This is a genomic window from Wolbachia endosymbiont (group B) of Dolichovespula media, assembly GCF_947179505.1.
Lineage (GTDB): Bacteria > Pseudomonadota > Alphaproteobacteria > Rickettsiales > Anaplasmataceae > Wolbachia.
The window spans coordinates 734994-758677 of sequence record NZ_CAMXBR010000003.1 but is presented as its reverse complement, the minus strand read 5'-3'; the positions used below and the strand labels follow the sequence as shown (position 1 = coordinate 758677).

Annotated in this window: 28 protein-coding genes, 1 tRNA gene and 2 pseudogenes; 14 read left to right on the top strand and 17 right to left on the bottom strand. The window is 33.3% G+C overall.

Annotated elements, in window-relative coordinates:
• Window positions 1-945: a malate dehydrogenase gene (gene mdh, locus OM967_RS06270; protein ID WP_264337801.1), complete on the top strand. Its 945-nt coding sequence runs from the start codon at window positions 1-3 to the stop codon at window positions 943-945.
• Between the two features lie 5 nt (window positions 946-950).
• On the opposite strand, the gene OM967_RS06265 is transcribed toward mdh, so the two are convergent.
• From OM967_RS06265 to OM967_RS06255, 3 genes are all read right to left on the bottom strand, one after another.
• Window positions 951-1739, bottom strand: a complete 789-nt coding sequence (locus tag OM967_RS06265) for a TatD family hydrolase (protein WP_211907690.1) — start codon at window positions 1737-1739, stop codon at window positions 951-953.
• Entirely contained in the window at window positions 1729-2217 is a 489-nt protein-coding gene (locus OM967_RS06260; RefSeq protein ID WP_211907689.1) for an RNA pyrophosphohydrolase, read from the bottom strand. The genes OM967_RS06265 and OM967_RS06260 overlap by 11 nt, the downstream gene beginning before the upstream one ends.
• Window positions 2218-2320: 103 nt before the next feature.
• On the bottom strand, window positions 2321-2809 hold the full coding sequence (locus tag OM967_RS06255; protein ID WP_211907688.1) for an AAA family ATPase: 489 nt from the start codon (window positions 2807-2809) through the stop codon (window positions 2321-2323).
• 128 nt (window positions 2810-2937) lie between these two features.
• Here OM967_RS06255 and rsfS point away from each other — a divergent pair, with 128 nt between their 5' ends.
• Window positions 2938-3255, top strand: a complete 318-nt coding sequence (gene rsfS, locus OM967_RS06250; protein WP_007302263.1) for a ribosome silencing factor — start codon at window positions 2938-2940, stop codon at window positions 3253-3255.
• 230 nt (window positions 3256-3485) lie between these two features.
• Window positions 3486-4748: a tyrosine--tRNA ligase gene (gene tyrS, locus OM967_RS06245; protein WP_264337800.1), complete on the top strand. Its 1263-nt coding sequence runs from the start codon at window positions 3486-3488 to the stop codon at window positions 4746-4748.
• 102 nt (window positions 4749-4850) lie between these two features.
• Here tyrS and OM967_RS06240 read toward each other — a convergent pair whose 3' ends face one another.
• On the bottom strand, window positions 4851-5603 hold the full coding sequence (locus OM967_RS06240) for an ankyrin repeat domain-containing protein (RefSeq protein ID WP_211907686.1): 753 nt from the start codon (window positions 5601-5603) through the stop codon (window positions 4851-4853).
• 499 nt (window positions 5604-6102) lie between these two features.
• Between OM967_RS06240 and OM967_RS06235 the strand changes: the two are divergent.
• Window positions 6103-6485, top strand: a pseudogene (locus OM967_RS06235) (IS4-like element ISWosp8 family transposase); the annotation flags it as partial.
• A 358-nt stretch (window positions 6486-6843) separates the two neighbouring features.
• Here the strand turns inward: OM967_RS06235 and OM967_RS06230 are convergent.
• On the bottom strand, window positions 6844-7116 hold the full coding sequence (locus OM967_RS06230; protein ID WP_264337799.1) for a WD_0033/WD_0034 family tandem repeat-containing protein: 273 nt from the start codon (window positions 7114-7116) through the stop codon (window positions 6844-6846).
• A 391-nt stretch (window positions 7117-7507) separates the two neighbouring features.
• On the opposite strand from OM967_RS06230, the gene OM967_RS06225 reads away from it, so the two are divergent.
• Both OM967_RS06225 and OM967_RS06220 read left to right on the top strand, forming a co-directional pair.
• Window positions 7508-8527, top strand: a complete 1020-nt coding sequence (locus tag OM967_RS06225) for an Mrp/NBP35 family ATP-binding protein (protein ID WP_264337798.1) — start codon at window positions 7508-7510, stop codon at window positions 8525-8527.
• A 149-nt stretch (window positions 8528-8676) separates the two neighbouring features.
• A pseudogene (locus OM967_RS06220) lies at window positions 8677-8901 on the top strand (helix-turn-helix domain-containing protein); the annotation flags it as partial.
• Window positions 8902-9117: 216 nt separating this feature from the next.
• On the opposite strand, the gene OM967_RS06215 reads toward OM967_RS06220, so the two are convergent.
• Together OM967_RS06215 and OM967_RS06210 are read right to left on the bottom strand one after the other, a co-directional pair.
• A complete protein-coding gene (locus OM967_RS06215) occupies window positions 9118-9669 on the bottom strand; it encodes a DNA-3-methyladenine glycosylase (protein ID WP_012481934.1) in 552 nt (183 codons plus the stop codon).
• A gap of 68 nt (window positions 9670-9737) precedes the next feature.
• Window positions 9738-10715, bottom strand: a complete 978-nt coding sequence (locus OM967_RS06210) for a hypothetical protein (RefSeq protein WP_250120224.1) — start codon at window positions 10713-10715, stop codon at window positions 9738-9740.
• 157 nt (window positions 10716-10872) lie between these two features.
• On the opposite strand from OM967_RS06210, the gene mraY reads away from it, so the two are divergent.
• Together mraY and OM967_RS06200 are read left to right on the top strand one after the other, a co-directional pair.
• Window positions 10873-11853, top strand: coding sequence for a phospho-N-acetylmuramoyl-pentapeptide-transferase (mraY, locus tag OM967_RS06205; RefSeq protein WP_250120225.1), 981 nt, complete (start codon window positions 10873-10875; stop codon window positions 11851-11853).
• 5 nt (window positions 11854-11858) lie between these two features.
• Complete coding sequence (locus OM967_RS06200) at window positions 11859-12452, top strand: ribonuclease HII (RefSeq protein WP_211907682.1); 594 nt, start codon at window positions 11859-11861, stop codon at window positions 12450-12452.
• Between the two features lie 7 nt (window positions 12453-12459).
• Here the strand turns inward: OM967_RS06200 and virB9 are convergent, their stop codons facing one another.
• From virB9 to OM967_RS06185, 3 genes are all read right to left on the bottom strand, one after another.
• Window positions 12460-13245: a P-type conjugative transfer protein VirB9 gene (virB9, locus tag OM967_RS06195; protein WP_211907681.1), complete on the bottom strand. Its 786-nt coding sequence runs from the start codon at window positions 13243-13245 to the stop codon at window positions 12460-12462.
• 516 nt (window positions 13246-13761) lie between these two features.
• On the bottom strand, window positions 13762-14127 hold the full coding sequence (locus OM967_RS06190) for a histidine phosphotransferase family protein (protein WP_125855783.1): 366 nt from the start codon (window positions 14125-14127) through the stop codon (window positions 13762-13764).
• On the bottom strand, window positions 14112-14387 hold the full coding sequence (locus tag OM967_RS06185) for a hypothetical protein (RefSeq protein ID WP_012481935.1): 276 nt from the start codon (window positions 14385-14387) through the stop codon (window positions 14112-14114). The genes OM967_RS06190 and OM967_RS06185 overlap by 16 nt, the downstream gene beginning before the upstream one ends.
• A 137-nt stretch (window positions 14388-14524) precedes the next feature.
• Here OM967_RS06185 and purM point away from each other — a divergent pair, with 137 nt between their 5' ends.
• Complete coding sequence (gene purM / locus OM967_RS06180; protein WP_211907680.1) at window positions 14525-15562, top strand: phosphoribosylformylglycinamidine cyclo-ligase; 1038 nt, start codon at window positions 14525-14527, stop codon at window positions 15560-15562.
• On the opposite strand, the gene purC is transcribed toward purM, so the two are convergent.
• Entirely contained in the window at window positions 15559-16281 is a 723-nt protein-coding gene (gene purC, locus OM967_RS06175; protein ID WP_211907679.1) for a phosphoribosylaminoimidazolesuccinocarboxamide synthase, read from the bottom strand. The two genes, purM and purC, sit on opposite strands and share 4 nt — an antisense overlap.
• A 65-nt stretch (window positions 16282-16346) precedes the next feature.
• Between purC and trmD the strand changes: the two genes are divergently transcribed.
• The 4 genes from trmD to OM967_RS06155 all read left to right on the top strand — a co-directional run bounded on the left by trmD (window position 16347) and on the right by OM967_RS06155 (window position 19718).
• Entirely contained in the window at window positions 16347-17045 is a 699-nt protein-coding gene (gene trmD / locus OM967_RS06170; RefSeq protein WP_211907678.1) for a tRNA (guanosine(37)-N1)-methyltransferase TrmD, read from the top strand.
• The gene (gene rplS / locus OM967_RS06165) at window positions 17042-17419 is read left to right on the top strand and encodes a 50S ribosomal protein L19 (RefSeq protein ID WP_064085768.1); all 378 of its coding nucleotides are present in this window, start codon (window positions 17042-17044) and stop codon (window positions 17417-17419) included. Before trmD ends, rplS begins: the two co-directional genes overlap by 4 nt.
• A 254-nt stretch (window positions 17420-17673) precedes the next feature.
• Entirely contained in the window at window positions 17674-18924 is a 1251-nt protein-coding gene (locus OM967_RS06160) for a PstA family ABC transporter permease (protein WP_250120227.1), read from the top strand.
• Window positions 18921-19718, top strand: a complete 798-nt coding sequence (locus OM967_RS06155; RefSeq protein ID WP_211907676.1) for a phosphoribosylformylglycinamidine synthase subunit PurQ — start codon at window positions 18921-18923, stop codon at window positions 19716-19718. The genes OM967_RS06160 and OM967_RS06155 overlap by 4 nt, the downstream gene beginning before the upstream one ends.
• A 113-nt stretch (window positions 19719-19831) precedes the next feature.
• Here the strand turns inward: OM967_RS06155 and pdxH are convergent, their stop codons facing one another.
• Genes pdxH through OM967_RS06140 form a run of 3 tightly spaced genes read right to left on the bottom strand, consistent with a single transcriptional unit; the run spans window position 19832 to window position 21365 of the window.
• Window positions 19832-20425 (bottom strand): pyridoxamine 5'-phosphate oxidase, encoded by a 594-nt coding sequence (pdxH, locus tag OM967_RS06150; RefSeq protein ID WP_264337797.1) that lies wholly within the window; start codon window positions 20423-20425, stop codon window positions 19832-19834.
• A 15-nt stretch (window positions 20426-20440) separates the two neighbouring features.
• Window positions 20441-21256, bottom strand: coding sequence for a bifunctional DNA-formamidopyrimidine glycosylase/DNA-(apurinic or apyrimidinic site) lyase (mutM, locus tag OM967_RS06145; protein WP_029237631.1), 816 nt, complete (start codon window positions 21254-21256; stop codon window positions 20441-20443).
• Complete coding sequence (locus tag OM967_RS06140; protein ID WP_164819321.1) at window positions 21222-21365, bottom strand: hypothetical protein; 144 nt, start codon at window positions 21363-21365, stop codon at window positions 21222-21224. Before OM967_RS06140 ends, mutM begins: the two co-directional genes overlap by 35 nt.
• Before the next feature lie 19 nt (window positions 21366-21384).
• Here OM967_RS06140 and OM967_RS06135 point away from each other — a divergent pair.
• Window positions 21385-21457: transfer RNA gene (locus OM967_RS06135), tRNA-Thr, on the top strand.
• A 141-nt stretch (window positions 21458-21598) separates the two neighbouring features.
• Here OM967_RS06135 and OM967_RS06130 read toward each other — a convergent pair.
• The 3 genes from OM967_RS06130 to OM967_RS06120 all read right to left on the bottom strand — a co-directional run bounded on the left by OM967_RS06130 (window position 21599) and on the right by OM967_RS06120 (window position 23542).
• The gene (locus tag OM967_RS06130; RefSeq protein ID WP_052264961.1) at window positions 21599-21874 is read right to left on the bottom strand and encodes a hypothetical protein; all 276 of its coding nucleotides are present in this window, start codon (window positions 21872-21874) and stop codon (window positions 21599-21601) included.
• A gap of 121 nt (window positions 21875-21995) precedes the next feature.
• Window positions 21996-22250 (bottom strand): hypothetical protein, encoded by a 255-nt coding sequence (locus OM967_RS06125; RefSeq protein WP_211907674.1) that lies wholly within the window; start codon window positions 22248-22250, stop codon window positions 21996-21998.
• 65 nt (window positions 22251-22315) lie between these two features.
• Window positions 22316-23542 (bottom strand): M61 family metallopeptidase, encoded by a 1227-nt coding sequence (locus OM967_RS06120; protein ID WP_264337796.1) that lies wholly within the window; start codon window positions 23540-23542, stop codon window positions 22316-22318.
• Window positions 23543-23684 lie beyond the last annotated feature (142 nt).

Genomic DNA, 23684 nt, shown 5'->3' with positions numbered 1-23684 from the left:
ATGACAGCACAAAGAAAAAAAATATCTTTGATTGGTGCAGGAAATATCGGTGGGACTCTTGCCCATATGATTGCACTAAGAGAACTAGGAGATGTTATTTTGCTTGATGTAAGCGATGGAATACCACAAGGTAAAGCACTTGACATTACAGAATCATCTCCTATTGATCGATCTAATGTCAATATTACTGGTACAAATAGGTATGAAGATATAAAAAACTCTGACGCAATTATAATAACTGCTGGCATTGCCAGAAAACCTGGAATGAGCAGAGATGACCTTCTGCAAACTAATGCTGCAGTAATGAAAGAGGTTGGGGAAAATATTAAAAAACATTCTCCAAACGCATTTGTAATAGTGGTTACCAATCCTTTAGATGCTATGGTTTCAGTAGTATACAAATCTTCAAGCCTGCCAACTAATATGATTGTTGGTATGGCAGGAGTGCTTGACTCTGCTCGTTTTCGTTATTTTCTTGCAAGTAAGTTAAATATTTCTGTCGAAGATGTATCTGCTTTTGTGCTTGGAGGACATGGTGACACTATGGTACCACTAATCAATTATGCTTCAATTGCTGGCATTCCACTTACCCAAATCATTGAGATGGGTTTGATTACGCGAGGAAAAGTTGATGAAATAGTTGAGCGCACTCGTAATGGTGGAAAAGAAATAGTTGATCTACTTAAATCTGGATCTGCATACTATGCTCCTGCATCTTCAGCCATAAGCATGCTAGAATCATACTTAAAAGATAAAAGGCGTATATTACCATGCGCTGCTTATCTTAATGGTGAATATGGTGTGAAAGACTTATTCATTGGTGTTCCTACTATTATTGGCAAAAATGGAGTTGAGAAAGTTCTAGAAGTTAAAATGAACGATAGTGAACAAGAGATGTTTTATAAATCTGTAAGTGCAGTAAAAGAGCTCTGTCAGCTAAATTAATTGCCCTATAGAATTTCTTTGAGCTCAAGCTTCGAAAACAGTCTAAAAAAATTATTTGTAGTTATTTTTGCTACTTGTTCCGACGATTCATTCCATAATTCTGCTAAACAATTCACAACATATTTCACCATTGCCGGTTCATTTTTTCTTCCTCTGTAAGGCTCAGGAGATAGATAAGGTGCATCAGTTTCAACTAAAACACGCTCACGTGGCACATTTTGTGCAATTTCTCTTAGTAAGTTCGCATTTTTAAAAGTAATAATTCCAGAAAATGAAATGTATAATCCCAAGTCCATAGCCTTATAAGCAAGCTCTTTAGAAGAAGCAAAGCAATGCATTACTCCACTAAAAGCGTCCTTCTTCATTTCTGAATTTAACATATCAATCATCTCACTATCAGCATTTCTAGTGTGAATAACTAAAGGTAATCCTGTTACTTTTGCCGCTTCTATATGTGATGCAAAACTTTTTTTTTGATTGCTTTTGTTATCAGATTTATAAAAATCTAATCCAGTTTCACCGATACTAATTACCTTTTTGCCCTTAGTAAATTCAATCAATTCATCAGCATTTATACACTCACCTTTTTCCACATTAGTATCAAGCGGATGTATACCAACGGAGCAGTAGACTTGATCATAGGATGAAGAGATTTTTAATAATTTAGGGATATCATTAATGCTTATACATATGTTATGCAAAATTCTCACACCATTTTGCTCTGCTCTTGAAATTACCTTTGGTATTTCATCATCAGAAAAATAAATTAGATGACAATGAGAATCAACTATCATAAATAGATCCTTTTATGATAGAAGAAAACTCTTCTATCACTTTTTTATAAACTTCTTTTTTGAACGGTATGGCACTGGCTACCAAATCATCCACATTTTGCCAACGCCACTCTTTGAACTCTGGATGATCAGTATAGTTAATATTAATATCCTTATCCTTCCCACAAAATTTCATTAAGAACCACCTTTGCTTTTGGCCAGAATATCTCCCATTCCAGCATATCGGTATAACTTCCTTGGGTAAGTTGTAATATATCCACTCTTTATTTTGAGCCACAACTTCTGCTTCATCAGTACCAACTTCCTCCAATAGCTCACGTAGCGCTGCCTGCTCTAGCTCTTCACCTTCATCAACTCCTCCTTGTGGCATCTGCCAATAAGAGTCACTATCAAAACGTTTTCCAATAAAAATATTTCCCTGTTTGTTAAATAACATTATGCCAACACAAGGGCGATACTCTTTCTCCTCACTAATCACAAATACTCTCTATTGCTAAATTATCTATCATAGAAGTTCCAACTACTTTTTTACTATTCATTTTTTCAACAATTTTTTTTGCAACTTCTTTTGCGCTTAAGTTTTAGTTATCAATTTCAAGTGAACCTTGAGGCATAAATAGTTTCTTTCCTTTAATTCTTCTCATAGCAAAATCTGAATCAGTAATTTTTCTCTCCTGCTCTCTTTCCTTTAATTGAACGCGCTTTACTAGTTCTCCACTATTACAATATAACACCACAGGGAGAATCTCCACGTTCATTTTTTTACTTAAATTCACCACTGAGTTATATACTTTTTGATCATAGGAATCACCTTTTATCAATTCGTTTGTAAATATATAATGCTTTGATTCTATATGGTATTTTTCCAATATTGCTAACATATTCTCTCTAATCACAAAAATTTCTTCCCATATTTCACTTGTAACCTCAGCGTTTCTGAAATCAATCATATCAAATATGATATTATTAAACAGGTTATTGTCTACTATCACCCCATCAATAATATTACACAGCTCTTTTGCAATCGTAAGTTTGCCACTACCCGGAAATCCGATTAAGTAAATGATCATACCATCAGAAAACTATCATATATTACAAATATATGTATTATAAACGTTACACTAGAAACATATCAAAAATAGTTCATATTCAGAAATTTTGAGTGTATCATTACAGATAAATTATATAATTTAGAATAATGAATGGTGATACAGAATCAATAAAAAATACAATTGTAGATGTAATAGATCAAAACAAAGGTCAAGATATAGTTACTTTTGATGTACAGAATAAAACTGTCATTGCAAAATATATGATCATTGCATCCGGTGATTCGAGCCGCCATGTAAAAGCATTAGCTGAGCACGTGATGAAAAATCTCAAGCAATATGATAAAATAGATGTAGAAGGTATGGATGAAGGTAACTGGGTGATTGTGAATTTTCAAGGTATAATGGTTCACCTATTCAGGCCAGAAGTAAGAGAATATTATAAGATAGAAGAGTTATGGAATTGATTATCCAGGTAGCTGGTATACACTTGCTCAAATGTTGTAATTTTGAAGGCAACCCTTATGAAGTTGGTGGTGTCATTCCAGTGCTTGACACTGGAATCTAGAAAACTTAATCATAAACGAGCACACTATACAACATTTTTGATGAAATTTCATAATAAACTGGATTCCAGTGTCAAGCACTGGAATGACGCCATCGTTAACAACACCGTTTACACACAAAATAACATATTATGAAACATAAATCCGAGTTTTTAAACTTCATTCAAGAAAGAGGATACCTATATCAATGTACAAACATTGATAGGTTAGACCAGCTATTATCACAAGATAATTATATAATTGCATACATTGGGTTTGATTGTACGGCACCAAGTTTGCATATTGGCAGTCTCATTCAAATCATGATGCTCCGTCACCTACAAAAATTCGGTTATAAGCCAATAGTTCTACTTGGAGGTGGCACAACAAAAATTGGTGACCCATCTGGTAAAGACAAAGCAAGAAGCGTCTTGCCGATAGAAGATATCAATCAAAATATACTTGGTATAAAGAAAACCCTCGAGAAGATGATATCTTTCGATTATGGAAAAACTGGTGCAATCATAGTAAACAACGCAGATTGGTTAGATAACATAAAATATATAGACTTTTTGCGTGATATAGGGACACATTTTTCTGTAAATCGCATGTTAGGCTTTGATAGTGTGAAAATTAGGCTAGATAGGGAGCAAAATCTAAGCTTTCTCGAGTTTAATTACATGTTGTTACAAGCCTATGATTTTGTCGAGTTGAATAAAAAGTATGGCTGTCGTCTCCAGATTGGAGGGTCAGACCAATGGGGAAATATAGTAAACGGAATTGAACTTAGCAAAAAGTTAAATTTACCTGAGCTGTTTGGTCTTACCACACCTCTTTTATTAAACGCACAAGGAAAAAAGATGGGCAAAACTGAAAGTGGGGCAGTATGGCTTGATGGCAGCATGCTAAATTCCTATGACTATTGGCAATATTTTCGCAATGTTGATGATCAAGATGTTGGTCGTTTCTTGAGACTTTTCACTGATTTACCAACTGATGAAATTAAAAAACTAGAGTCCTTGAAGGATCAAGAAATAAATGAAGCAAAAAAGGTCTTGGCAACAGAAGTGACAAAAATATGTCATGGTTGCAAAGAAGCTGAACTTGCACGATCTGCTGCAATCTCTGCTTTTGAAAATGAAGATAGTTCATTGCTTTCTGGTTACACTATCACAAGAGAACAAGTTGCAAATGGCATACTCCTGATAGACTTGCTTCATGACACCGGTTTTGAACCTTCAAAAGGTGCGGCAAAGCGTTTAATACAGGGAAATGGATGTAAAGTTAATGATAATACTATAAACGATGTTAACTATACAATAAACTCTGAAAGCTTTGAAGGTCAGCCATTTATCAAATTATCTGCAGGAAAGAAACGCCATATTAAAATTTTAGTGAGTGAAGTAAGAAAGTAAATTTGTCTCTGTTCAGAAGAATAGCAAAATAAGGTAGCCAAGAAAAGACAATTATAGGGACAAATGGATATCATTGAAGCAGCTGACACTGTGGCAGAATCGCTAGATAACCCTACTATCGCTAGCAGTTTCTTGCTGTCGATTTGCTGAGATTGGTTTATCAACTTGAGTGTCAGGCTTTGACAATTTATATATAGCATTGCCAACTATTAATGCTGTTGCTGTAATTGCAACTACTACTATAACTATAGGTATTAACTCAGCTGTAATTTCTCCGGCTGTAAAAAGTGCTATAGATATAGCAGTACCTAATAATGCAGTTACTCCACCGGCAATCCACCCTTTCTTAATTGCTGGACAATTAAGATAGTATAAAGGAGTCTCTCCCCACATATCTACTGCATTAACATTGACACCTCTTTCTACAAGAGCATCTATTATGGCCATACTGCGAAATAAAGCAGCATAGTGTAAAGGAGTCCTTCTCCATATATTTATTGCATTAACATTTGCACCTTGTTCTATGAGAGCGTTTGCTATGTTTATACTATCAAGATAAGTAGTATTATGTAAAGGAGTATCTCCTTTTACATCTTTTTCATTAACATTTGCCCTTTTTTCCATGAGAGCCTTCGCTATATTTTCTAGGTTAAAGGAAGCCACCAAGTGCAAAAGAGTCGCTTTTTCACCATCTTTAAACACATAATTTATATCAAAGCCAGACTTTTCCCACTCTTCATATTCCTTTGAATATCTTTTCAGCTCATTTTGTATTTTTTCAATTACGTTATCTTTGCTTAAATCTTTGTCAACATTAACTAAATTCAATAATTCGTGCCAATTTGAAATTTCCATTGCTATAACCTTACCTTTAATTTTCAATAATGTATTTAATTATATGATAAGAAGTCAATTTAAATAAATTACACATATATGGAACTTATCAGATAAATATATAATATGAACTAGATTCCAGCGGGCTTTGTTGCATCACTATCTATGAAAGGCTAACTATACAAGCAGCTTATTGAAAAGCTTATTTTTTGCAATCAATCTGATTAAATTTAAGAATAGTAATTTATTGTTTGTACTAGTAAATTTAATTCTACTTAAAATAGCTAAAGCATTGAAATTCTTGAATTCTAGCTAGATTAGTGAATGATAGTAAAACTTCTTTTACTTAAATTTAGATATTTACTGACTGTCCTTACTATAAATGCTAGAATAATAAGCTATTGATATTCTACATTTTTATCTTTTATCCATCGTAGATAGAGCCCAATGGCGTCAACTTAAGGAAAGATGTTAAGGAGTAAAATACTGTAAAAAATAGGACCTTTGGTTTCTATTTTATTTCAATAAAGAAGATATCAGTAAAGCTTATCTGTTAAGGTGTCACATAGAGGAGTGCTATAAACGACTCAAAGTAGAAGGAGAATTAGAGAATTTTTCTGGGATAAATTTAGAAACAAGAATTTTGTGCAAACTTGGTCATGTGCAATACTTCATATGTGTGATGCACAAGAGCCTTGGAACCCAGATCAAATTGCTGAGTATCGTTTAAATTTTTCAGTTTTATTTGGTGTAATGAGACAGAAACTTTATCAGGTGCTTGTTGGAACCAAAAAATTTCCAAGCCCTTTTTAAGTATACGCACTAAAGTTAACGTGAAGATTGTATAGCTGCAATAAAGTAGATAAGCCTAAACGCCATCATGCCTTTAGGAGAGCTTGCTAATTTATTCTCTTAAGTTAACGCCATTGCCTGAACAGATACATAAAAAAGTAGTACTTGCAAGAAAGAGTTACTTAAGAAATTAACTAACTTTGCTATTTTCTCTAACATACCTAGAAGAAATAGATACATTATCTAATGCAGTTCTAATACTAGCATTGTTCTCATTAACAACTACAGCTAGCTTAAAAGCATTCAAAGTATATTAACCATATAGAAACAGTACAGTACTTACTGCAGTAAGTGTATCTTGTAGCATAGCACTATTTTGAACTCGTGTTAAAATAGAATCGACACATTTATTATTACCTTTATACATAGCAAAGGCAAGTGGTTTAATGACATACGTCACTCCTGTAAGCTACACAATATCTTTAGAAGTAAGGATATTTCGCAGTGTATCACTATTTTGAGCTCGTATAAAAATAGAATTGATACACTTGTTATTGCCTTTATATATAGCAAAGTTAAGTGGCGTTAAAGTATACGCTATAATATTTAAATACTGTACAATATTTCTAGAAGCAAGGATATCTTGTAATATACCATTTTCCTGGGCTTTTGTTAAAATAACATCAACATATCTTTCCTTGTTGTAATGTATGGCAAAGCCAAGCGATGTTAAGTTGTACATCAAACCATCTTGATAATTTATAATATTTGGAGCAGTAAGAATATCTTGTAGTATACCACTGTTTTGAGCTTGTTCTAAAATAGAATTAACACATTCATTATTGTCTCTATGTATAGCTAGGCTAAGCAGTGTTAAAGTGCGTCCTCCACCTGTTGGAAATCGTGTAGTATATCAAGTGATAAGAACTTTTAGTAAATCATTTCCTGAAACTGCTTCCAAGATATCGCTGATGCTCCTTCCATTCCATATGGATCTTTTTAGCTGAAAATACAAATCTTTTTGTTTTCGTGTTAAATTTTGATGATTTAGCATATTCTTGTAACCTCGTTTTAAAGTCAGTGCAGTTTAATTATTCTATGTTAGTATACACCAATAGAAAAAATTTCATCATATGTTCTGGAAAAAATTTACACAGGTTAATGAGGAAACCGTAAGAGAGAGCCTAAAAAAGGTTATAGAGAAGAAAAGTGGTAAGAATGTTGGTGTAGTATCCTCAATTATTATTAAAGGTAAAGATGTTGCTTTTGCTCTTGAAGTTACTGAGCCAAATGAAGAATTAAGAAAAAATTGTGAGCAAGCTGTTAAGGCGATACCGGGAGTAGGAAAGGTTACTGTAGTTGCTACTGGTCAAAAACAAGCTAGGCAACAAAAAGCTAAACTTCATATCGAAGGAGTGAAAAATATAATTGTCGTTGCTTCTGGTAAGGGAGGTGTGGGTAAGTCGACAGTTGCACTAAATCTAGCTCTTTCGTTAGCAGAATTAAAACATAAAGTTGCGCTAGTTGATGCAGATATATATGGTCCTTCGATTCCTAAAATGTTGGGCACTGAGAATTTGAAACCAGAAATACAGAGTGGTAAAGCAATGCCTATAGAGAAACATGGTCTCTATACTATTTCAATTGGCTATTTTATTGATAAGGACCGCGCAGCAATATGGCGTGGACCTATGATCACAAAAGCACTTTACAATTTGCTAATGGGAACAAGGTGGTCTGATATAGAATATTTAATCATTGATACACCGCCTGGCACTGGCGATGTACATTTAAGTCTGATGGAGAATTTTAGTTTAACTGGAGCAATAATAGTTTCAACTCCACAGGAGCTTGCTTTAGTCGATGCACAAAAAATTTATGATATGTTCACAAAGCTCAGCGTGCCAATTATCGGCATTGTGGAAAATATGAGCTATTTTGTTCAAGATAATTCAAAAATACACATATTTGGAAAAGGTGGTGCAAAAAAAATGTCTGAAGAGCTGGGAGTCAAACTCTTGAGCAGAGTTCCTCTAGATCCGCAAATATGTAGTGCTTCTGATTGTGGAAATCCTTCAATACTAAGTGAGGATTTAGTAAGGATTTATGAAGGCATTGCTAAAGATGTTAGGTCTTTTGTATGCAGTCTATAAAGTTTTTTTAAACTACTTTTAAAATAGGTAGAATGTAATTTTAGGTGAATAAAATATTTCAAATGGCAGCAGCTACCTCGTATCTGAGCAGACAATAGACTTCTTGGATAACTTAAGAAACAAGTAGTAGAAGCAATATTAGGGAAGGTATAAATTTTGAGCAGGTAAGTAAACTTGATGAAGAGAAGCTTCGAAGACTAAGAGGAGTAAAAAGAAAAACATTGGAAAAATAATAGAAATTTTAATAGAGGAAGAGGCCAAGAAAAAGGCAAGAGGAGGAAAAACAAATATATTTATTAATAGCACTCGAATATTTGTGTAAATACCGTACATATTTCCATATAGCGCAAAGCTATGGAATAAGTGAAAGTTCTTGCTAACGGCTGAATAGAAGATGCATTGATAAAACATCGAGATTTCAGGAAGATAAAGAGCTATTAAAGTTAAATAGGAGTATGCAAAAGTTTTATAAAAAGGGAATGTTCAACTCCCCCATAGAAGATCAAAAAATATCCTTAGGTTATCCAAGAAGTCTATTGTTGGTAAACATAAAAGGCTATTTGCCTTTTTATCTAGTTTATGCAGGAGGTCTAATATTTATTGTTGAGTGTGATTTTAGGCATGTCTGCTAAAACGCAACTTTTAAATCGCCAAAATTTCTCCTTGCCTTTACTAATTCCGATTCTTGGAGTGCACACATAATCTGGTTTGAGGTGATATTCATAGAGACAAAATTCATGACTTATAGTAAGGTCTTGTTTATTATGTTCTTTTGTAATGTTTAATTTTTTGCACAGTATGCCTGGCCCGCCTAAATTTGCTTCAAGCGGTTCAGTGAGCTTTAATCCTCGTATTAACACTGCTGCTGGGAATCCTTCTGCTTCTGTTACAATATTTAGACAATAGTACATTCCATATATAAAATATACGTACGAAAACCCTGGCGTACCAAACATTACTGAGGTTCGATTAGTATAGCCTCTTGCTGCATGACAAGCTGGGTCATCCATTCCTATATACGCTTCAACTTCAGTTATTATTCCACTAAAATTAGAAAATTTCAGCATCTTCCCTAGCAGCTCCCCAGCTACGGTTAAAGTTGGCCGTTCATAGAAATTTCTTGGTAATATTGTGTTATTCATCATAGAAGTACAAGTTACTTACATTTGTAAGCAAGTTATACTATTTTTGCTTTTTCTTATTTATTTAGTCAAGAGCATCTCTGAGAAGTAGAAGTTGGTGTTGTTGTCACATTTGTTACATCTGTTGAAGGCTGCTGTAAAACCTTGACTGATTCAGAGCTCTTTTGTTGCAATTGCGGTACTAACTCTTCATATAAAGATTTTGGCTCACGTCTCTTACCTATTTTGACTTCTTTATTTGCACGCAACTGCTCTGCAGTAACACCGTTGCCTTCAAGGAGAGTTACACCATTCTTACCATCAATGTTAACTTTAATTTTGCATTCTCTTTCATCAACATACCACTTTAAAGTCATTTCATATAACCCACTAATTATTTCATAAACTCTTTCCTCATTATCACTATCATTATTAATATAGCAACATGCCCCTCTCTTTTTTTCTTGATTAGGATGACAAAATGTAATTGTTCTTACACCATACTCTTTACATATACTACCGCCTAGAAGTTTAGCTATATCTACTCCTTCTTTATTGGCATGTAGCACAACTCTCACGGTGGGGTAAACAATATTACCTTCCCTTTTGCCTTCTTTTATCATTATGGACTCTATGGTATATACCTTCGATATCTCTGCCTTAATTTGGTCAGCAATCTTGCCTACAATCTCTTTACCATGATAGTGAGATTCTCCTTTCTTCGGAGAAAAAGGTTCTTTGTTTGTAGTATTAGTGAAAGGATCATTCTGTAAATCAAAGAATTTATCCCATTCTTCATCACTGTCTAATTTGATATATCCACGCTTGTTCTTGCCTGATACTGCATTCTGAATACTAGACGATCCTTCTGTTACAGTTGTACCAGAGCTATTGCTTTTACCTTTTAGAAGAACAAGATGCTCTTCTGACCTTTCTTCCTTACTCAACTTTGAAGCTGCATCACCAAAAGAAGGTTTCTCTACTATATGCGTGTAAGAATTTTTAACTCTACTCTCATTATCAGGTACTGTAGTAGCCCACAAAAGCTTTTTAATATAATCTAACATATGCCACCTCTTACCATTAACTAAATGTCAGTATGCAAACTTTGCTATAACTAATCAATAACTAAATTTACTCCAAATAAAATGAGCTGATAAAAAGGTATAAATTGAGATTAGGTAAAGCTTTTGGTATAATATCTAGTTAATTTTGAATAGGCAGGTGACCTCAGCTACAAAGACGTTTTTTATCTCATTTATTTTTGGGTTTATTCTCTTTCCCTATTTTATAAAACTTCTAAAAAAGATAAGTAAAGATGGACAACCAATCAGATCATATGGACCAGAAAGTCATTTAATAACAAAAAAGAATATACCACCTATGGGTGGAGTAATAATACTAACTTCTGCTTTATTACCAATCCTGCTTTGGACTCAATTAACACCAGAAATTTCATTGCTGGTATTTATAACTCTATTTTTTGCTCTACTTGGATTTATTGATGACTATTTAAAATTGAAGACAAATCACCACCGAGGTTTAAGTGCAAAAACCAAAATACTTATTCAGTTTGTCGTTACTCTGGTCTGTATGTTTATACTTAAGCTACAATCTGCTGAAGGTTTTACAAAAATTTCTCTATTTAGAGAAGTAGCAATCGACCTTGGCTATCTATATCTTCCGTTTGCTGCATTTGTAATTGTCGGCTCTTCTAATGCTGTGAATCTTACAGATGGCCTAGATGGCCTTGCTGCAACTCAAGCCATTACTTCCTTTGCTTTTTTGGGGCTAATTGCATACATAACTCAGGCAGATGTAAACATTACTTTATTCTGCATTGCATTTATAGGAGCTATTTTAAGTTTCTTGTGGTTTAACACACATCCAGCAAAAATATTTATGGGTGATGTTGGAAGCCTATCAATCGGTGCAGCTTTAGGACTCACTAGTGTTCTAATTAAAAAAGAAATGCTTTTTGCCGTTATTGGAATAATCTTTGTAATAGAGACTTTATCTGTAATTATTCAGGTATCATATTTTAAATATACAAAATTTAGATATGGAGCAGGAAGAAGAATTTTCCTTATGACACCAATACATCATCACTTTGAAAAGAAAGGGTGGTCAGAAAATACAATAGTTATAAAATTTTGGATAATTTCTATCGTTTGTTCGATTTTTGCTTTAACTTTCTTATTATAGGAACTATGAAATATCCAGATTTCACATTAGAAAATACATTATCAGGAATTATAGCAGGAGTAGATGAAGTTGGAAGAGGTCCGCTTGCCGGTCCAGTGATATCTGCAGCTGTAATATTTACTGATAGAGATACGGTTATTGATGGAATAAACGACTCAAAAAAGCTAACCCCTAAGTGTAGGCAAGTTCTATACGAAAAAATAACGTCTGTTGCAAAATTTGGTATAGGAATGGCAAGTGTAGAGGAAATAGACTCATACAATATCTTGCAAGCAACAAAGCTTTCAATGAAACGTGCGCTGGTAAATTTAGATTTAGAACTAGATTATGTGTTAGTTGATGGTAACCAACCACTTGAAGTGAAATGGCAAACAAAGTCTGTAGTGAATGGTGATAGTTTAAGTATATCAATTGCAGCCGCTTCAATCGTTGCAAAAGTTACAAGAGATCGACTTATGGAAGAATTGCATAATAAACATCCTCAATATAATTGGTATAAAAATAAAGGATATGGAACAAAAGAACACCTCAGCGCTATTGGCCTTCATGGAATTACGAAGCACCATAGAAAGAATTTTGCACCTATAAGAATACTATAGCCTTTAATCACTTACCTTTTTTGAAAGGTATGTTTTCATTAAACAGGCAGACTGTACTTGATCCGTTTCTTAAGGTAAATACCGAGTTTACTCTTTCAATTATCAGGTAGTCATCAACTGTACGAAAATTTATCAAGGACTCATATCCTGCAGAATCAACCATAAAAACTGCCGGGAAATCAGAGTTTATTTTATTAAATTGTAGATATGTAAATTTTCCGTCATCAAAAACCTTAATTGGTATTATTGATTGACTGCCTTTAACGTGCGATATGGAATAGTTAAAATTCAAGCCTTTCTTTATAACCTCAATATCACTTATATCAGGGATAGTGGTATAACTAGCTTGCTCTAGAATATCACCGTTACTCGTTGAATAAATTTCATCACTGTTGAACAGTGGATAAAGAAACCTTACTTCATATGCTAACCTTGGATCATCTAGCCCGTTTGCTTCTTCAGCATGAAATTCGAAATAATAAACTCTTTTATTGGTAATTATAGTTGCATTAGTATCGGCAATATCATCTATAGGCTTAATAAATAATCTATTACCTTGAGGAAGGAGTTGCCAACCGGTTGCATCACCCATTGAAAGACTCTCTATTACCTCCCCTGGCTCAAACAATATGCTGGATTGATAACCATAAAAGCCCGTGTACTTATGTATAGCCTGTGGATTATAATTCATTACCTTTATGTGATTATCACCAGCTATTGGTCTTGGTTCCTGTTTTGCAAGTGCATAACCACTACAAAAAAATAATAGTGCAACAAAGAGTACCCTAATCATAGTATCAAAATAAACTGATCTTTATTTTATCATTGATAGACATGTACTGCAACTATCAAACTATCCCAGTAGTAAGCGACAGAAAATGCAAGCTTCATAATAATTCATTACTGCAGGAAAAAATTCTTTAAACATTATTTTCATATATGTTAAAATGAGTTGTGAGGTAAATTAGGGAGTGTTAAATAAACCATACGCGTCAAGTTAAGGAAAAGTGGTATAAGGAAGAAAGGAAACGAAAAAAAACTATTTTATATATTAAGTAATAAAGTTATTAATTTATAGATTATTCTAGATAAGAACTCCCTAAAAAAATAAATGTAACAAATAAAATGCCCATCTCAAATGTTGCTATATTTCACGATATTTCCTTAACTTGACGCGTATGGTTTATTTAACACTTCCTGCAAATTAACTACAGATTTTATGTCTAAGTTACTCCACAAAATTTTTCCTTTCCTTATCCAAGATTCAAATTTATAGTATCGATTCCTTTTTATGAAATATGAAGCCATCTCAAGTTATAGTTAAGCCTATATTCAGTGAATTACTTTCACAAGTGCAATTGATTTTAGTGTTATACTGTTCTAACAGTAAAGAAGTCATATAGATAATAATGTCTTTTGTATCCAAACGAATATCATTTTTTTTTGTTAATTTGCTCACTAATAATGTACTTATTGATTTATGTTCATTTACTACTTTTATAGTGAGTAGTGTTTTATCTTCTGTTTTAGTCAGTAAAATAGACACTAATTCAATTTGTGCCACTGCACTGATTATAGTTATCACCATATTGGAAATTATCTTATTTATTTTTTCAATTAAGTTTTCTGTAGGACATTCACTTACTCTCCACTGAAGCTTTACTTTTTTTTTAATAAATAATTTTCTATATTGGATTTAGTCTTAACAAAGCTGCAATTATCTGATGAATGAGAATACGCTTGCTTCATAACTTTGTATTTATATATTAAATCATCGGAGCTTTCTTTAAGCAATGACAATGCTTCGTTTTGCATATTAGGGTTGTTTTCTTCAAGCTCTTCCAATCCACCCACTATTCCTTGCATAGAACTAGCAAAATCATGAAGAATTCGTCCTGATAGGCATTCTGTTATTAACATTATGTTTTTATTCATTGGATAAAAGTATAAATGATTTAAGTTAACCCTATATTGGTAGGCACGTAGTAGTCAATTTAAGAGAAAGTTTCGTTGCGCTTTTTGTGTCAAAGCATTAATGTAGTATTAATAATTATAAGATTTATGAAGGCGTTATGAATACTTATGCTAAATCTGGAATAGACCTTAAACTATATAACGAACTAATAAAAAAAGTTAAACCTATTATTGAAAAGACTAAAGGAGAAGAAGTAATTAGTGAAGTAGGATCATTTTCCGCATTGTTTGACTTTTCTTCGCTGAGTAAGAAATACGACCATCCAGTACTTGTTTCCTCAACTGATGGAGTGGGCACAAAACTATTAATAGCTCAAGAGGTGAATAAGCATGATACTATAGGTATAGACTTAGTTGCAATGTGTGTAAATGATTTACTTGCACAAGGAGCAACACCTTTATTTTTCCTTGATTACTTTGCAACAGGCGTTTTAAACAAAAACGTTTTATTGTCTGTAATCCAGGGCATTGCAGAAGGGTGCAAGGAATCTAAAATAGCATTAGTTGGTGGAGAAACTGCAGAAATGCCTGGAATGTATGGTAACAATCACTATGACCTTGCAGGGTTTGTGGTTGGTGTTGTTGATCGAAAGCAAATTCTTCCAAACTGTAGTATAATGAAAGCAGGTGACTGTGTAGTTGGTTTAGAATCAAATGGAATTCACTCAAATGGATTTTCTTTGGTGCGCCATATTTTTAAAAGCTTAGGTATAAATTATAATGATATATCTCCATGGAATAATAAATCTTGGGGTGAAATATTACTTAAGCCAACAAAGATATATGTTGATTCTTTGTTGCCTATTATGCTAAAGGTAAAAGGCATTGCGCATATAACAGGTGGCGGGTTAATAGACAATATTCCAAGAATTCTCTCAGGAAATTTATTTGTAGACATAAATATTAATTCTTGGAAATGGCCAGATATATTTTTATGGCTGAAAGAAGAAGGCAAAATAGAAAAGAGAGAAATGTTAAAAACATTTAATTGCGGCATAGGTATAGTACTGATTGTAGATCCCGAGAATATGAAGGATGTGGAAAGTCATTTCCAAAAGCGTGGAGAAAAAATTGAGATTATTGGAAAACTTGATGAGGCATGTAACCCTCCACTTGATAGAGTAGTATTTAGTTAGTCTAACTTTACTGACAGTCTTTTTGCAACTTCTGAGTATGCTTCCTTTAAGTTTCCTAGATTTAAACGGAAAACATCTTTGTCTAGCTTTTTATGCGTATTTTTATCCCATAGCCTACAATTATCAGGGCTGATTTCATCGGCTAAAATGATTTTAGTGCTGTTGTTTATCAATTTACCAAATTCTAACTTGAGATCAACTAAATATATATTTGCATTTGAAAATAGGTCGACTAAGATTTTGTTGATCTTTAAAGTTGTAGTTTTAACTTCTTCCATTTCTTTATGGGATAACCAACCAAAATATAGTATGTGATTTTCATTCACCATTGGGTCGGCTAGGTCATCATTTTTGTAAAAAAACTCGATTATAGGAGATGTAAGTGTCTCACCTTCTTTGATATTAAAACGTTTGCAAAAGCTGCCAGCTGCAATGTTTCTAACCACTATCTCAAGAGGTATTATCTTGAGTTTTTTGACTAGCTGTTCTCTTTCGTTTAGAGTGTTTATAAAGTGCGTGCTAATTCCTGCTTCTTCAAGCTTTTCCATGATAAAAGCACTAACATGATTATTAATTATTCCTTTGCCCTCAATAATTTCATATTTTTCCTTGTTGAACGCTGTAACATCATCTTTAAAGTGCTGTATGACATTTAACGAGTCTTCAGTTGCTATAATGGATTTTGCTTTACCTTCGTAAATGATTTTATTCGGTAACATGATTAATTTAGCTGTATACTATAAGATAATATCAAATTGCTGCTTAGTTTACTACAAATTTGCTAATGACGTTTAGTGTTACAGTGTTAACCATATTTCCAGAAATGTTCCCCGGGTTTTTGAACTATTCTCTTGCCGGAAAAGCGTTAGAAAAAAAAATATGGAACCTTGAAGTAATAAATATTCGTTCTTTTGCAAAAGATAAACATTCAACTGTGGATGATGTTCCATATGGAGGTGGAGCAGGGATGGTTATGCGCCCAGATGTGATTGGTAATGCAGTTGATAATGTGCTTTCTGCTCATAAAAATACTAGATTTATTTATATGACTCCATCTGGTACAAAATTTAATCAGAGCATTGCAAAGGAGCTAACAGAAATTCCTCATGTAACAATATTGTGTGGTCGATTTGAAGGTGTTGACCAAAGAGTAATTGATGTGTATACTCCTTATGAGTTAAGTATTGGAGATTATATACTTTCGGGAGGTGAGCCAGCTGCAATGGTGGTTCTTGATGCATGTATTAGGCTTCTTCCAGGTGTAGTAAATAATTTCGATAGCGTTGCTGAAGAAAGTTTTAGTTATAGTGGTGGTATGCTTGAATATCCTCAATATACTAGGCCTGAGCAGTGGAGTAGGTACAAAGTTCCTGAGGTTCTGTTGTCTGGCAATCACAGAAAAATAAGTGATTGGAGAAGGGAACAGTCATATGTTAGAACAAAGGAACGTCGACCTGAATTGTTGAATGGAGATGATAAATGACAAACTTACTTGAAAAATTTAACGAACAACAAATACAAAGATTAGCCAAAGAGATGCCAGCTTTTTGTCCTGGCGATGATTTGAAGGTCACTTTTAAGGTAGTTGATAGTACGGGTGAGCGTATACAGATATTTGAGGGCGTATGTATATCAAAAAGAAATCGTGGATTACACTCTTCTTTTTCAGTTAGAAAGGTAAGTCATGGAGAAAGTATAGTATCACAATTTTTTGTTTACTCTCCTGCATTAATTTCAGTACAAGTGATAAGAAAGGGAAAGGTCCGTAGAGCAAAATTATATTATCTGTGCAAGCTATTTGGAAAAGCTGCAAGGATCAAAGAACGTACTACTTATGTTAAAAAAAAATCTAAGTAGATACAATAGGGAGTGATGTCAATTGTATCATCTCAAAACTCTCTCTTATTATCCCAGTGTGTGACGCACAACTGTACGTTTGCCTCCCGCTGTGGTGTCATCCCAATGTTTGACACTGGGATCCAGATTCTCCTTTTGGTTTGTGCTTTCATGAGAAATATAAAAATTATTTGCAGGCAAAGCCTGCTAGATCTCAGTGTCAAGCACTGGAAAAAGGGGAAAGTTTTTTCAAATCCTCATATAAAGAAAAGTAAATGAGTATAAAGAAAAACTTCCTTAAGTTACTTCAATCTAAGCGCGTACATGCTCGTGTAAAAAGAAAAAATAAAAAGAACAGCATTTTATGCTTTTGCTCTTTTACATCACTGATTGTCTCAGTTGGGTGTCCTATATGTATATTACTAAGTATATTAGTTAACTCTTATAGTGCTTTAACAGTAACGAAAATTTTATTGCCAGTTGAAATAAATGCTGATCTTACTTTAACAAATAATCCTAGTGATTTGCGGTATAAGTCCATTGGCTTACTCAACGATTCTTTACGTAAGGTGTTTAAAGAAACTGATTTTAAAGACAGTGACGAAATTTTAAGTCGTAATTCTTACAAAGAACTAGAGAAATTTTTTCGTAAGAAAGTGAAAGATAGTGGTGAATATGAGATCTGGTTTACCGCATCGAGTGTGATCAATTCACTATATAAAAATAAATGTTTGAATGATCATTATGCTAAATTACTTGATTGGTTAAAAGAGAAGGGAAGAGTAAGAAAATTTTTTAATAAGTCTCTGTTTCTTAAGTCTGATTCTCGTGAGCCTGAGAATGCAGGGATTTTAGGGGCATTTATCGGTTCATTAATGACAATTATAGTATGTTTAGCGTTGGCATTGCCAATAGGAATTATGTCAGGTATCTGTCTTTATGAATTTATGCCTAGAAATAGGCTAATAACCAGTATTGTAGAAATTAGCATGAATAACCTTGCTGCAGTGCCTTCGATAATATTTGGTGTGGTAGGACTGACTCTCTACTTGGGCATATTTGGTTTACCCCGTTCTTCACCGCTTGTTGGCGGGATGACTCTTTCATTTATGATGCTGCCTAATATTATTATTGCAACAAAAAATGCCTTTACAAACGTTCCTATTGCAATAAAAGATGCAGCGTTTGCGCTAGGTGCACCTCACATCAAGGTGATATTGGATCACTCTTTACCGATTGCGTTGCCACGGATAATACATGGTGCAGTGCTTGCAATTGCAAGGATTTTAGGCGAATCCTCCCCTTTACTTATGATAGGCATGGTAGCATTTATTGCTGATACACCTACATCCTTCTTCGATCCGGCAACTGTTTTACCTGTACAAATATACATATGGTCAAGTAGTCCTGAAATTGCATTTATTGAGCTTGCTGCCATTGCAATTATAGCTTTATTGTTAATGCTATTTGCTTTGAATTTAATAGCAAATTTTGTAAAAAGAAAGTTCGAGTTTTTTGATTCATGAAAATTACAATCCTATCTGGTTATGGCTTAAATTGCGAAAAAGAAACTGCATTTGCATTTATGGAATGCAGCAGAAAGCTTGGTATTAATAATATTGAAGTAAAAATCGTTCACATTAATGATATTATAGATAATCCAAGTGAACTGAAATTAAGTAATATACTTGCAATTCCAGGAGGTTTTTCCTATGGTGATGATACTGGCGCTGGTAATGCATTTGCTTTGCGTATAAAAAACAACTTGTTAGACGAATTTCAAAATTTCTTATCTCAGGATAAGCTTATTATAGGGATATGTAATGGTTGCCAGATATTAGTAAAATTAGTTCCAGAATTCTCTAATCTAGCTTTAACCTCTAATGATATAGGTAATTACCAATGTCGTTGGATTAGAGTGAGAGTTAATCCGCAGAGTAGTTCTGTTTGGCTACGGGGCCTGAGTGAGCTATATCTTCCTGTTGCTCATGGAGAAGGCAGGTTTTTTATGGATCAAGATATTTTAAATCAATTGATTGAAAATAATTCCGTTGCACTGCGTTACGTTGATGAAAATGGTGACTATGCAAATTTACAATTTCCTTACAATCCAAACGGATCTATATACGACCTGGCAGCTTTGTCAGACAAAAGTGGTAGAGTTTTAGCTTTAATGCCTCACCCAGAGAGAGGAATATTTTTTACTCAGCAGGATAACTGGCCTCTTGAAAAAGAAAAATGTAAACGTTCAGGAGTGGCTATGCCAAAATATGGTAATGGAATGCTCATATTTGAGAATGCACTAAAATATTTTGCGTAAGTATTACAATACGTTACATACAACAAGTTTTTAAGCCATAAAAAGTTACTTGATCAGGTCCTGTTATGACAATAAATCCTTATCTTTGATCTGCAGAGTAGCTTTCTCTAACGTTAGGGATATAATTGCTCCACTTTCCAAGTGCTTTTCTCAACAAGAGTATATCTAAATCTAGTGTGTCTCCTATATTCACCTTCTTGCCAAAATTCAATTACCTTTGGGATTACGCAAAATCCCACCCAAAAGTCAGGACGAGAAACTTGTGTATTGTGAAATTCTTTCTCTTTCAATTCTATAGCCTGCTCAAAATCTTGCCAATTTTTCAGAACTCTTGATTGTTTTGAGCACCACGCGCTAATTTGACTATCACGTGCTCGAGAAGAGAAATATTCGTCAGCCTTTTTGCCGCTTAGAAGCATAACTTCTCCTTCAATTCGTACTTGTCTAGAAAATTCTGTCCAATGAAATACGAGTGCAGCTTTGGGGTTCTCAGTCAATTCTTTTCCTTTTCTACTGTTTACGTTAGTAAAGAACACAAAACCTTCTTTACTATATTCCTTTAGTAATACCACTCTTGCAGATGGAATGCATTCTTTGCTACACGTTGCTAGCGTCATTGCAGTTGGCTCTTTACACGGAGAATTAAGTACTTCTTGATACCACTTTGAAAACAAATCAAAAGGATCTTTTTCAGGTGAGAGTGTCATATGCAAAAATAAAATTTAATTCTGACATGCATTGCAAAAATAAGTGCTACGACCATTTTGTCGTATAAGTGTTATGATATTGTTGCAGATTCTGCAAGGTTTTTGCACTTTACCATATACGTAAAAGTTATTTTGAAAGTATCCAGCAGATCCAGATGGTTGTGCATAATCTTTCAGTGTTGAACCACCAGCAGCAATTGCATCACTCAGAGTATTTTTTATTTCGATAGCAAGTTTTTCGCACTCTATATATGTTAAATCTTGTGCTAGCCTAAGTGGTGATATGCGAGCTCTAAATAAGCTCTCAGAAGCATATATGTTACCTACGCCAACTATTAGCTTATTATTCATTAATACTGATTTGATATTTGCTTTTCTGTTCTTTAGCAACTTCTGTAAATAATGTCCGTCAAATTCATCTGTGAGGGGTTCTATTCCTAGGTTATTAAAAAAATTTAGTTCTTGCTCTCTGTTTAAAACAATCACTAATCCAAACCTTCTTGGGTCATTAAAGATTAGTGAAGTGTTGTCAGAAAATAAGAATATCACATGATCATGTTTGTTCTGTGCTTGATTGTCTTCAGCATATATAAGCTTTCCGCTCATGCCAAGGTGTATGATTACAGCCATACTAGCATCTATATTCGAGATTATATATTTACCTCTACGCTTGATATCATTTATAACTTTGCCCTTTAGCAAATCATCAATATTCTTCGTTATTGGTACACGCAAATTACAATTATTGACTGTCACATTGCTTATTTTCTTATTTTTGATTTTATCAAATAAGAAGTTAGAGATTACTTCCACTTCTGGGAGTTCTGGCATCTTGTCTACTCTGCTGCTGTTTTTTTCTTTTTAGAATATTTTGCTTTAAAGCTTTTGCCAATCTTTTTCTCTCTTCTTCTTTTTCCTTATTTTTTTTCATGTTATTCATTATCATAATACGTGAACTTGCCGTTGTAGCTCAGGTGGTAGAGTACGTCATTGGTAATGACGAGGTCCCAAGTTCGAATCTTGGTAACGGCAGTTTAGAGGACGATATTCATAAAGTCAATCCTCTAGATGCTAATTAGATTATAGAAAAACATCTAGTAAATACCTTTTATACACTACCATTAAGCTGCTTTTTCAGTATTACTATTCAATAATACCTGCCGTAATTTTTCTTTAGAAAATCCATGCATTAAAAGAAATTGTATAATCCTTTGCCAAAAATCCCTCACAATATACTGAAGGATTATTAAAACTTACGTTGGCAGGGTTAAACCTGTTACCATAACTTCCCCCACCACAAATATTTTCATAACAACACTGCTTACAATCGTCAGGCCTGTTTTCCATATCACTCAAAAAGTTATTAAAAAATTTATCTGATAAGAACTTAGCCCAACTAGTATTGCTTATGTTATATTCAACAAACTTATGAGGGACACATGTTCTCAAATCATCTAGTGGGCCGAGATTACCATTATTGGAAACACATATTAACGGTAATACAAAAGGGCTTCTCTTGCCAAATCCCTCAACTCTTGAATAATTACCGTAAAATAGCTCTAATGAAAAGTTATATAGAAATTTCTCTATCCTTTTTATGATAGTTCTCAGTCAGGTCTTCTTTTATCTTATCTGCCCAGCATATATTACCATGCCCTCCACCATCTCTATCAAACTGACAATGGCTACTGTGATTATTTCTACCATGAAAATTATCTGAAAGCTTCTCTATTCTTTTAAGTATAATACTACTACTAACTTGACCAATATTAACGCTAAGACGCTCTAATAATAAATCCACTTGTTTTTCTTTGTCATTTACCATAATTACTTTGCTTTAAAATAGCAAAGTTTAGGTTTACTATAGCTTTTGTCAAGAGTTTATTTGAGCTATTTATATATTGGAATGCTACTCGTCATTTTATTTGCTTTCAAATGTATAACTTTCGGTATCTTGTTTTCAAGGACTTTTAACTTAATATTACCACTATTAAGATCAATACTATAGCATTTTAGTTCTTGACCATCCTTGAGTCTCATATTATGGCAATCACTACCTAATTTAACCCCACGTATCTTTTGTAGCTCTAGACTTCTGGTTAAGTTAAAGCATATATCACTATACTTATCAGTATCTTGGAAAGTTAAATTTTTATTCAGTAATCTACTGGGTAATAAACTGAGAAGTATGCTAGAATCTCCTATAGAGGCTATGATATCTTTTATAAAGGACTCTGATAAGTAATGTTTTAAATGACTTGCAAATAAGTCAACATTAAAATTAACTTGCTTTGAAGTCGCTTCATTTATTATTCTATTTATAACATTTAATAAGTTATATTCTCCATTACTAATCTCATTTAATTTCTCATCAATTATCATTGCAAGAATAAAACCTCTGTTATAGCTCAACATGCTTATGTTTTTATCAAGTAAATGTTTTTTGCCTACCTTTTCAAAATTAATATCAAGTACTAAGGAGTTAAAATATTTTTTTAAAATAGTATTAATTATTTCTAAATATTCATCTTTATTAATAAGTTTCGTGTCAAGTAAGGTTTTCACTCCATAAAATTCCGTAAATCCTTCAAAAAACCACTTATATTTTATTTCATTTTTCTTATCGTTGTCTTGCTCTATTATATGTCCTATATATCTGTGAATTAATTCATGTGATATCACTCTAGTATAATCTTTGATATTTTTTTTTAAGCTTCCCTCAATAATTACATAGTCCTTTCCTGCAGCACCTGTAGTTCTACTAAGATTGGGATTATCAACAAGTACTATATTATACGGCTTACTTTCTAGTATGAATAAGTTATCTTGAGCTAAGATAATTTTATTAATAATATTTACAAGACTGATACTATTATGAGCATTGGTATAAAGCTTATTTCTTTTATCAAGATCAAAACTTCTAAAATTGTCAGTTCTAATAATTTTTTCTATATTATCAAAAGGTTTTCTAAAAGGTAAAAAATCAGGTAAGTTTTTTAAATGTGATGAAGAGTTATCTAAAGCAATAGCAGAATGCATATACTGAACGTATATAAGGAAAAAACAAATAATATAATTTAATAGACTGTGTACATTTTTAAGCTTAATGTTTGCCATAAATAAAACAGGACATTGAAGAAGTGTAAGTAATTACGATTAAGCAAATATAATTTATTGCTAAGTAGGTGATAAGGATAATTTTAATTATCTCTTTAAAACTTTACTCTTCCCATATTATTGAACACCTTATAATAAAGAC

Bases quoted from the DNA above. Each gene is read 5' to 3' on its own strand.
- mdh (WP_264337801.1), top strand. From the start codon at position 1: ATGACAGCACAAAGAAAAAAAATATCTTTGATTGGTGCAGGAAATATC.
- OM967_RS06265 (WP_211907690.1), bottom strand. From the start codon at position 1,739: ATGATAGTTGATTCTCATTGTCATCTAATTTATTTTTCTGATGATGAA.
- OM967_RS06255 (WP_211907688.1), bottom strand. From the start codon at position 2,809: ATGATCATTTACTTAATCGGATTTCCGGGTAGTGGCAAACTTACGATT.
- rsfS (WP_007302263.1), top strand. From the start codon at position 2,938: ATGAATGGTGATACAGAATCAATAAAAAATACAATTGTAGATGTAATA.
- tyrS (WP_264337800.1), top strand. From the start codon at position 3,486: ATGAAACATAAATCCGAGTTTTTAAACTTCATTCAAGAAAGAGGATAC.
- OM967_RS06240 (WP_211907686.1), bottom strand. From the start codon at position 5,603: ATGGAAATTTCAAATTGGCACGAATTATTGAATTTAGTTAATGTTGAC.
- OM967_RS06230 (WP_264337799.1), bottom strand. From the start codon at position 7,116: ATGTACAACTTAACATCGCTTGGCTTTGCCATACATTACAACAAGGAA.
- OM967_RS06225 (WP_264337798.1), top strand. From the start codon at position 7,508: ATGTTCTGGAAAAAATTTACACAGGTTAATGAGGAAACCGTAAGAGAG.
- OM967_RS06215 (WP_012481934.1), bottom strand. From the start codon at position 9,669: ATGAATAACACAATATTACCAAGAAATTTCTATGAACGGCCAACTTTA.
- OM967_RS06210 (WP_250120224.1), bottom strand. From the start codon at position 10,715: ATGTTAGATTATATTAAAAAGCTTTTGTGGGCTACTACAGTACCTGAT.
- OM967_RS06200 (WP_211907682.1), top strand. From the start codon at position 11,859: ATGAAATATCCAGATTTCACATTAGAAAATACATTATCAGGAATTATA.
- virB9 (WP_211907681.1), bottom strand. From the start codon at position 13,245: ATGATTAGGGTACTCTTTGTTGCACTATTATTTTTTTGTAGTGGTTAT.
- OM967_RS06185 (WP_012481935.1), bottom strand. From the start codon at position 14,387: ATGAATAAAAACATAATGTTAATAACAGAATGCCTATCAGGACGAATT.
- purM (WP_211907680.1), top strand. From the start codon at position 14,525: ATGAATACTTATGCTAAATCTGGAATAGACCTTAAACTATATAACGAA.
- purC (WP_211907679.1), bottom strand. From the start codon at position 16,281: ATGTTACCGAATAAAATCATTTACGAAGGTAAAGCAAAATCCATTATA.
- trmD (WP_211907678.1), top strand. From the start codon at position 16,347: ATGACGTTTAGTGTTACAGTGTTAACCATATTTCCAGAAATGTTCCCC.
- rplS (WP_064085768.1), top strand. From the start codon at position 17,042: ATGACAAACTTACTTGAAAAATTTAACGAACAACAAATACAAAGATTA.
- OM967_RS06160 (WP_250120227.1), top strand. From the start codon at position 17,674: ATGAGTATAAAGAAAAACTTCCTTAAGTTACTTCAATCTAAGCGCGTA.
- OM967_RS06155 (WP_211907676.1), top strand. From the start codon at position 18,921: ATGAAAATTACAATCCTATCTGGTTATGGCTTAAATTGCGAAAAAGAA.
- pdxH (WP_264337797.1), bottom strand. From the start codon at position 20,425: ATGACACTCTCACCTGAAAAAGATCCTTTTGATTTGTTTTCAAAGTGG.
- mutM (WP_029237631.1), bottom strand. From the start codon at position 21,256: ATGCCAGAACTCCCAGAAGTGGAAGTAATCTCTAACTTCTTATTTGAT.
- OM967_RS06140 (WP_164819321.1), bottom strand. From the start codon at position 21,365: ATGAATAACATGAAAAAAAATAAGGAAAAAGAAGAAGAGAGAAAAAGA.
- OM967_RS06125 (WP_211907674.1), bottom strand. From the start codon at position 22,250: ATGGTAAATGACAAAGAAAAACAAGTGGATTTATTATTAGAGCGTCTT.
- OM967_RS06120 (WP_264337796.1), bottom strand. From the start codon at position 23,542: ATGGCAAACATTAAGCTTAAAAATGTACACAGTCTATTAAATTATATT.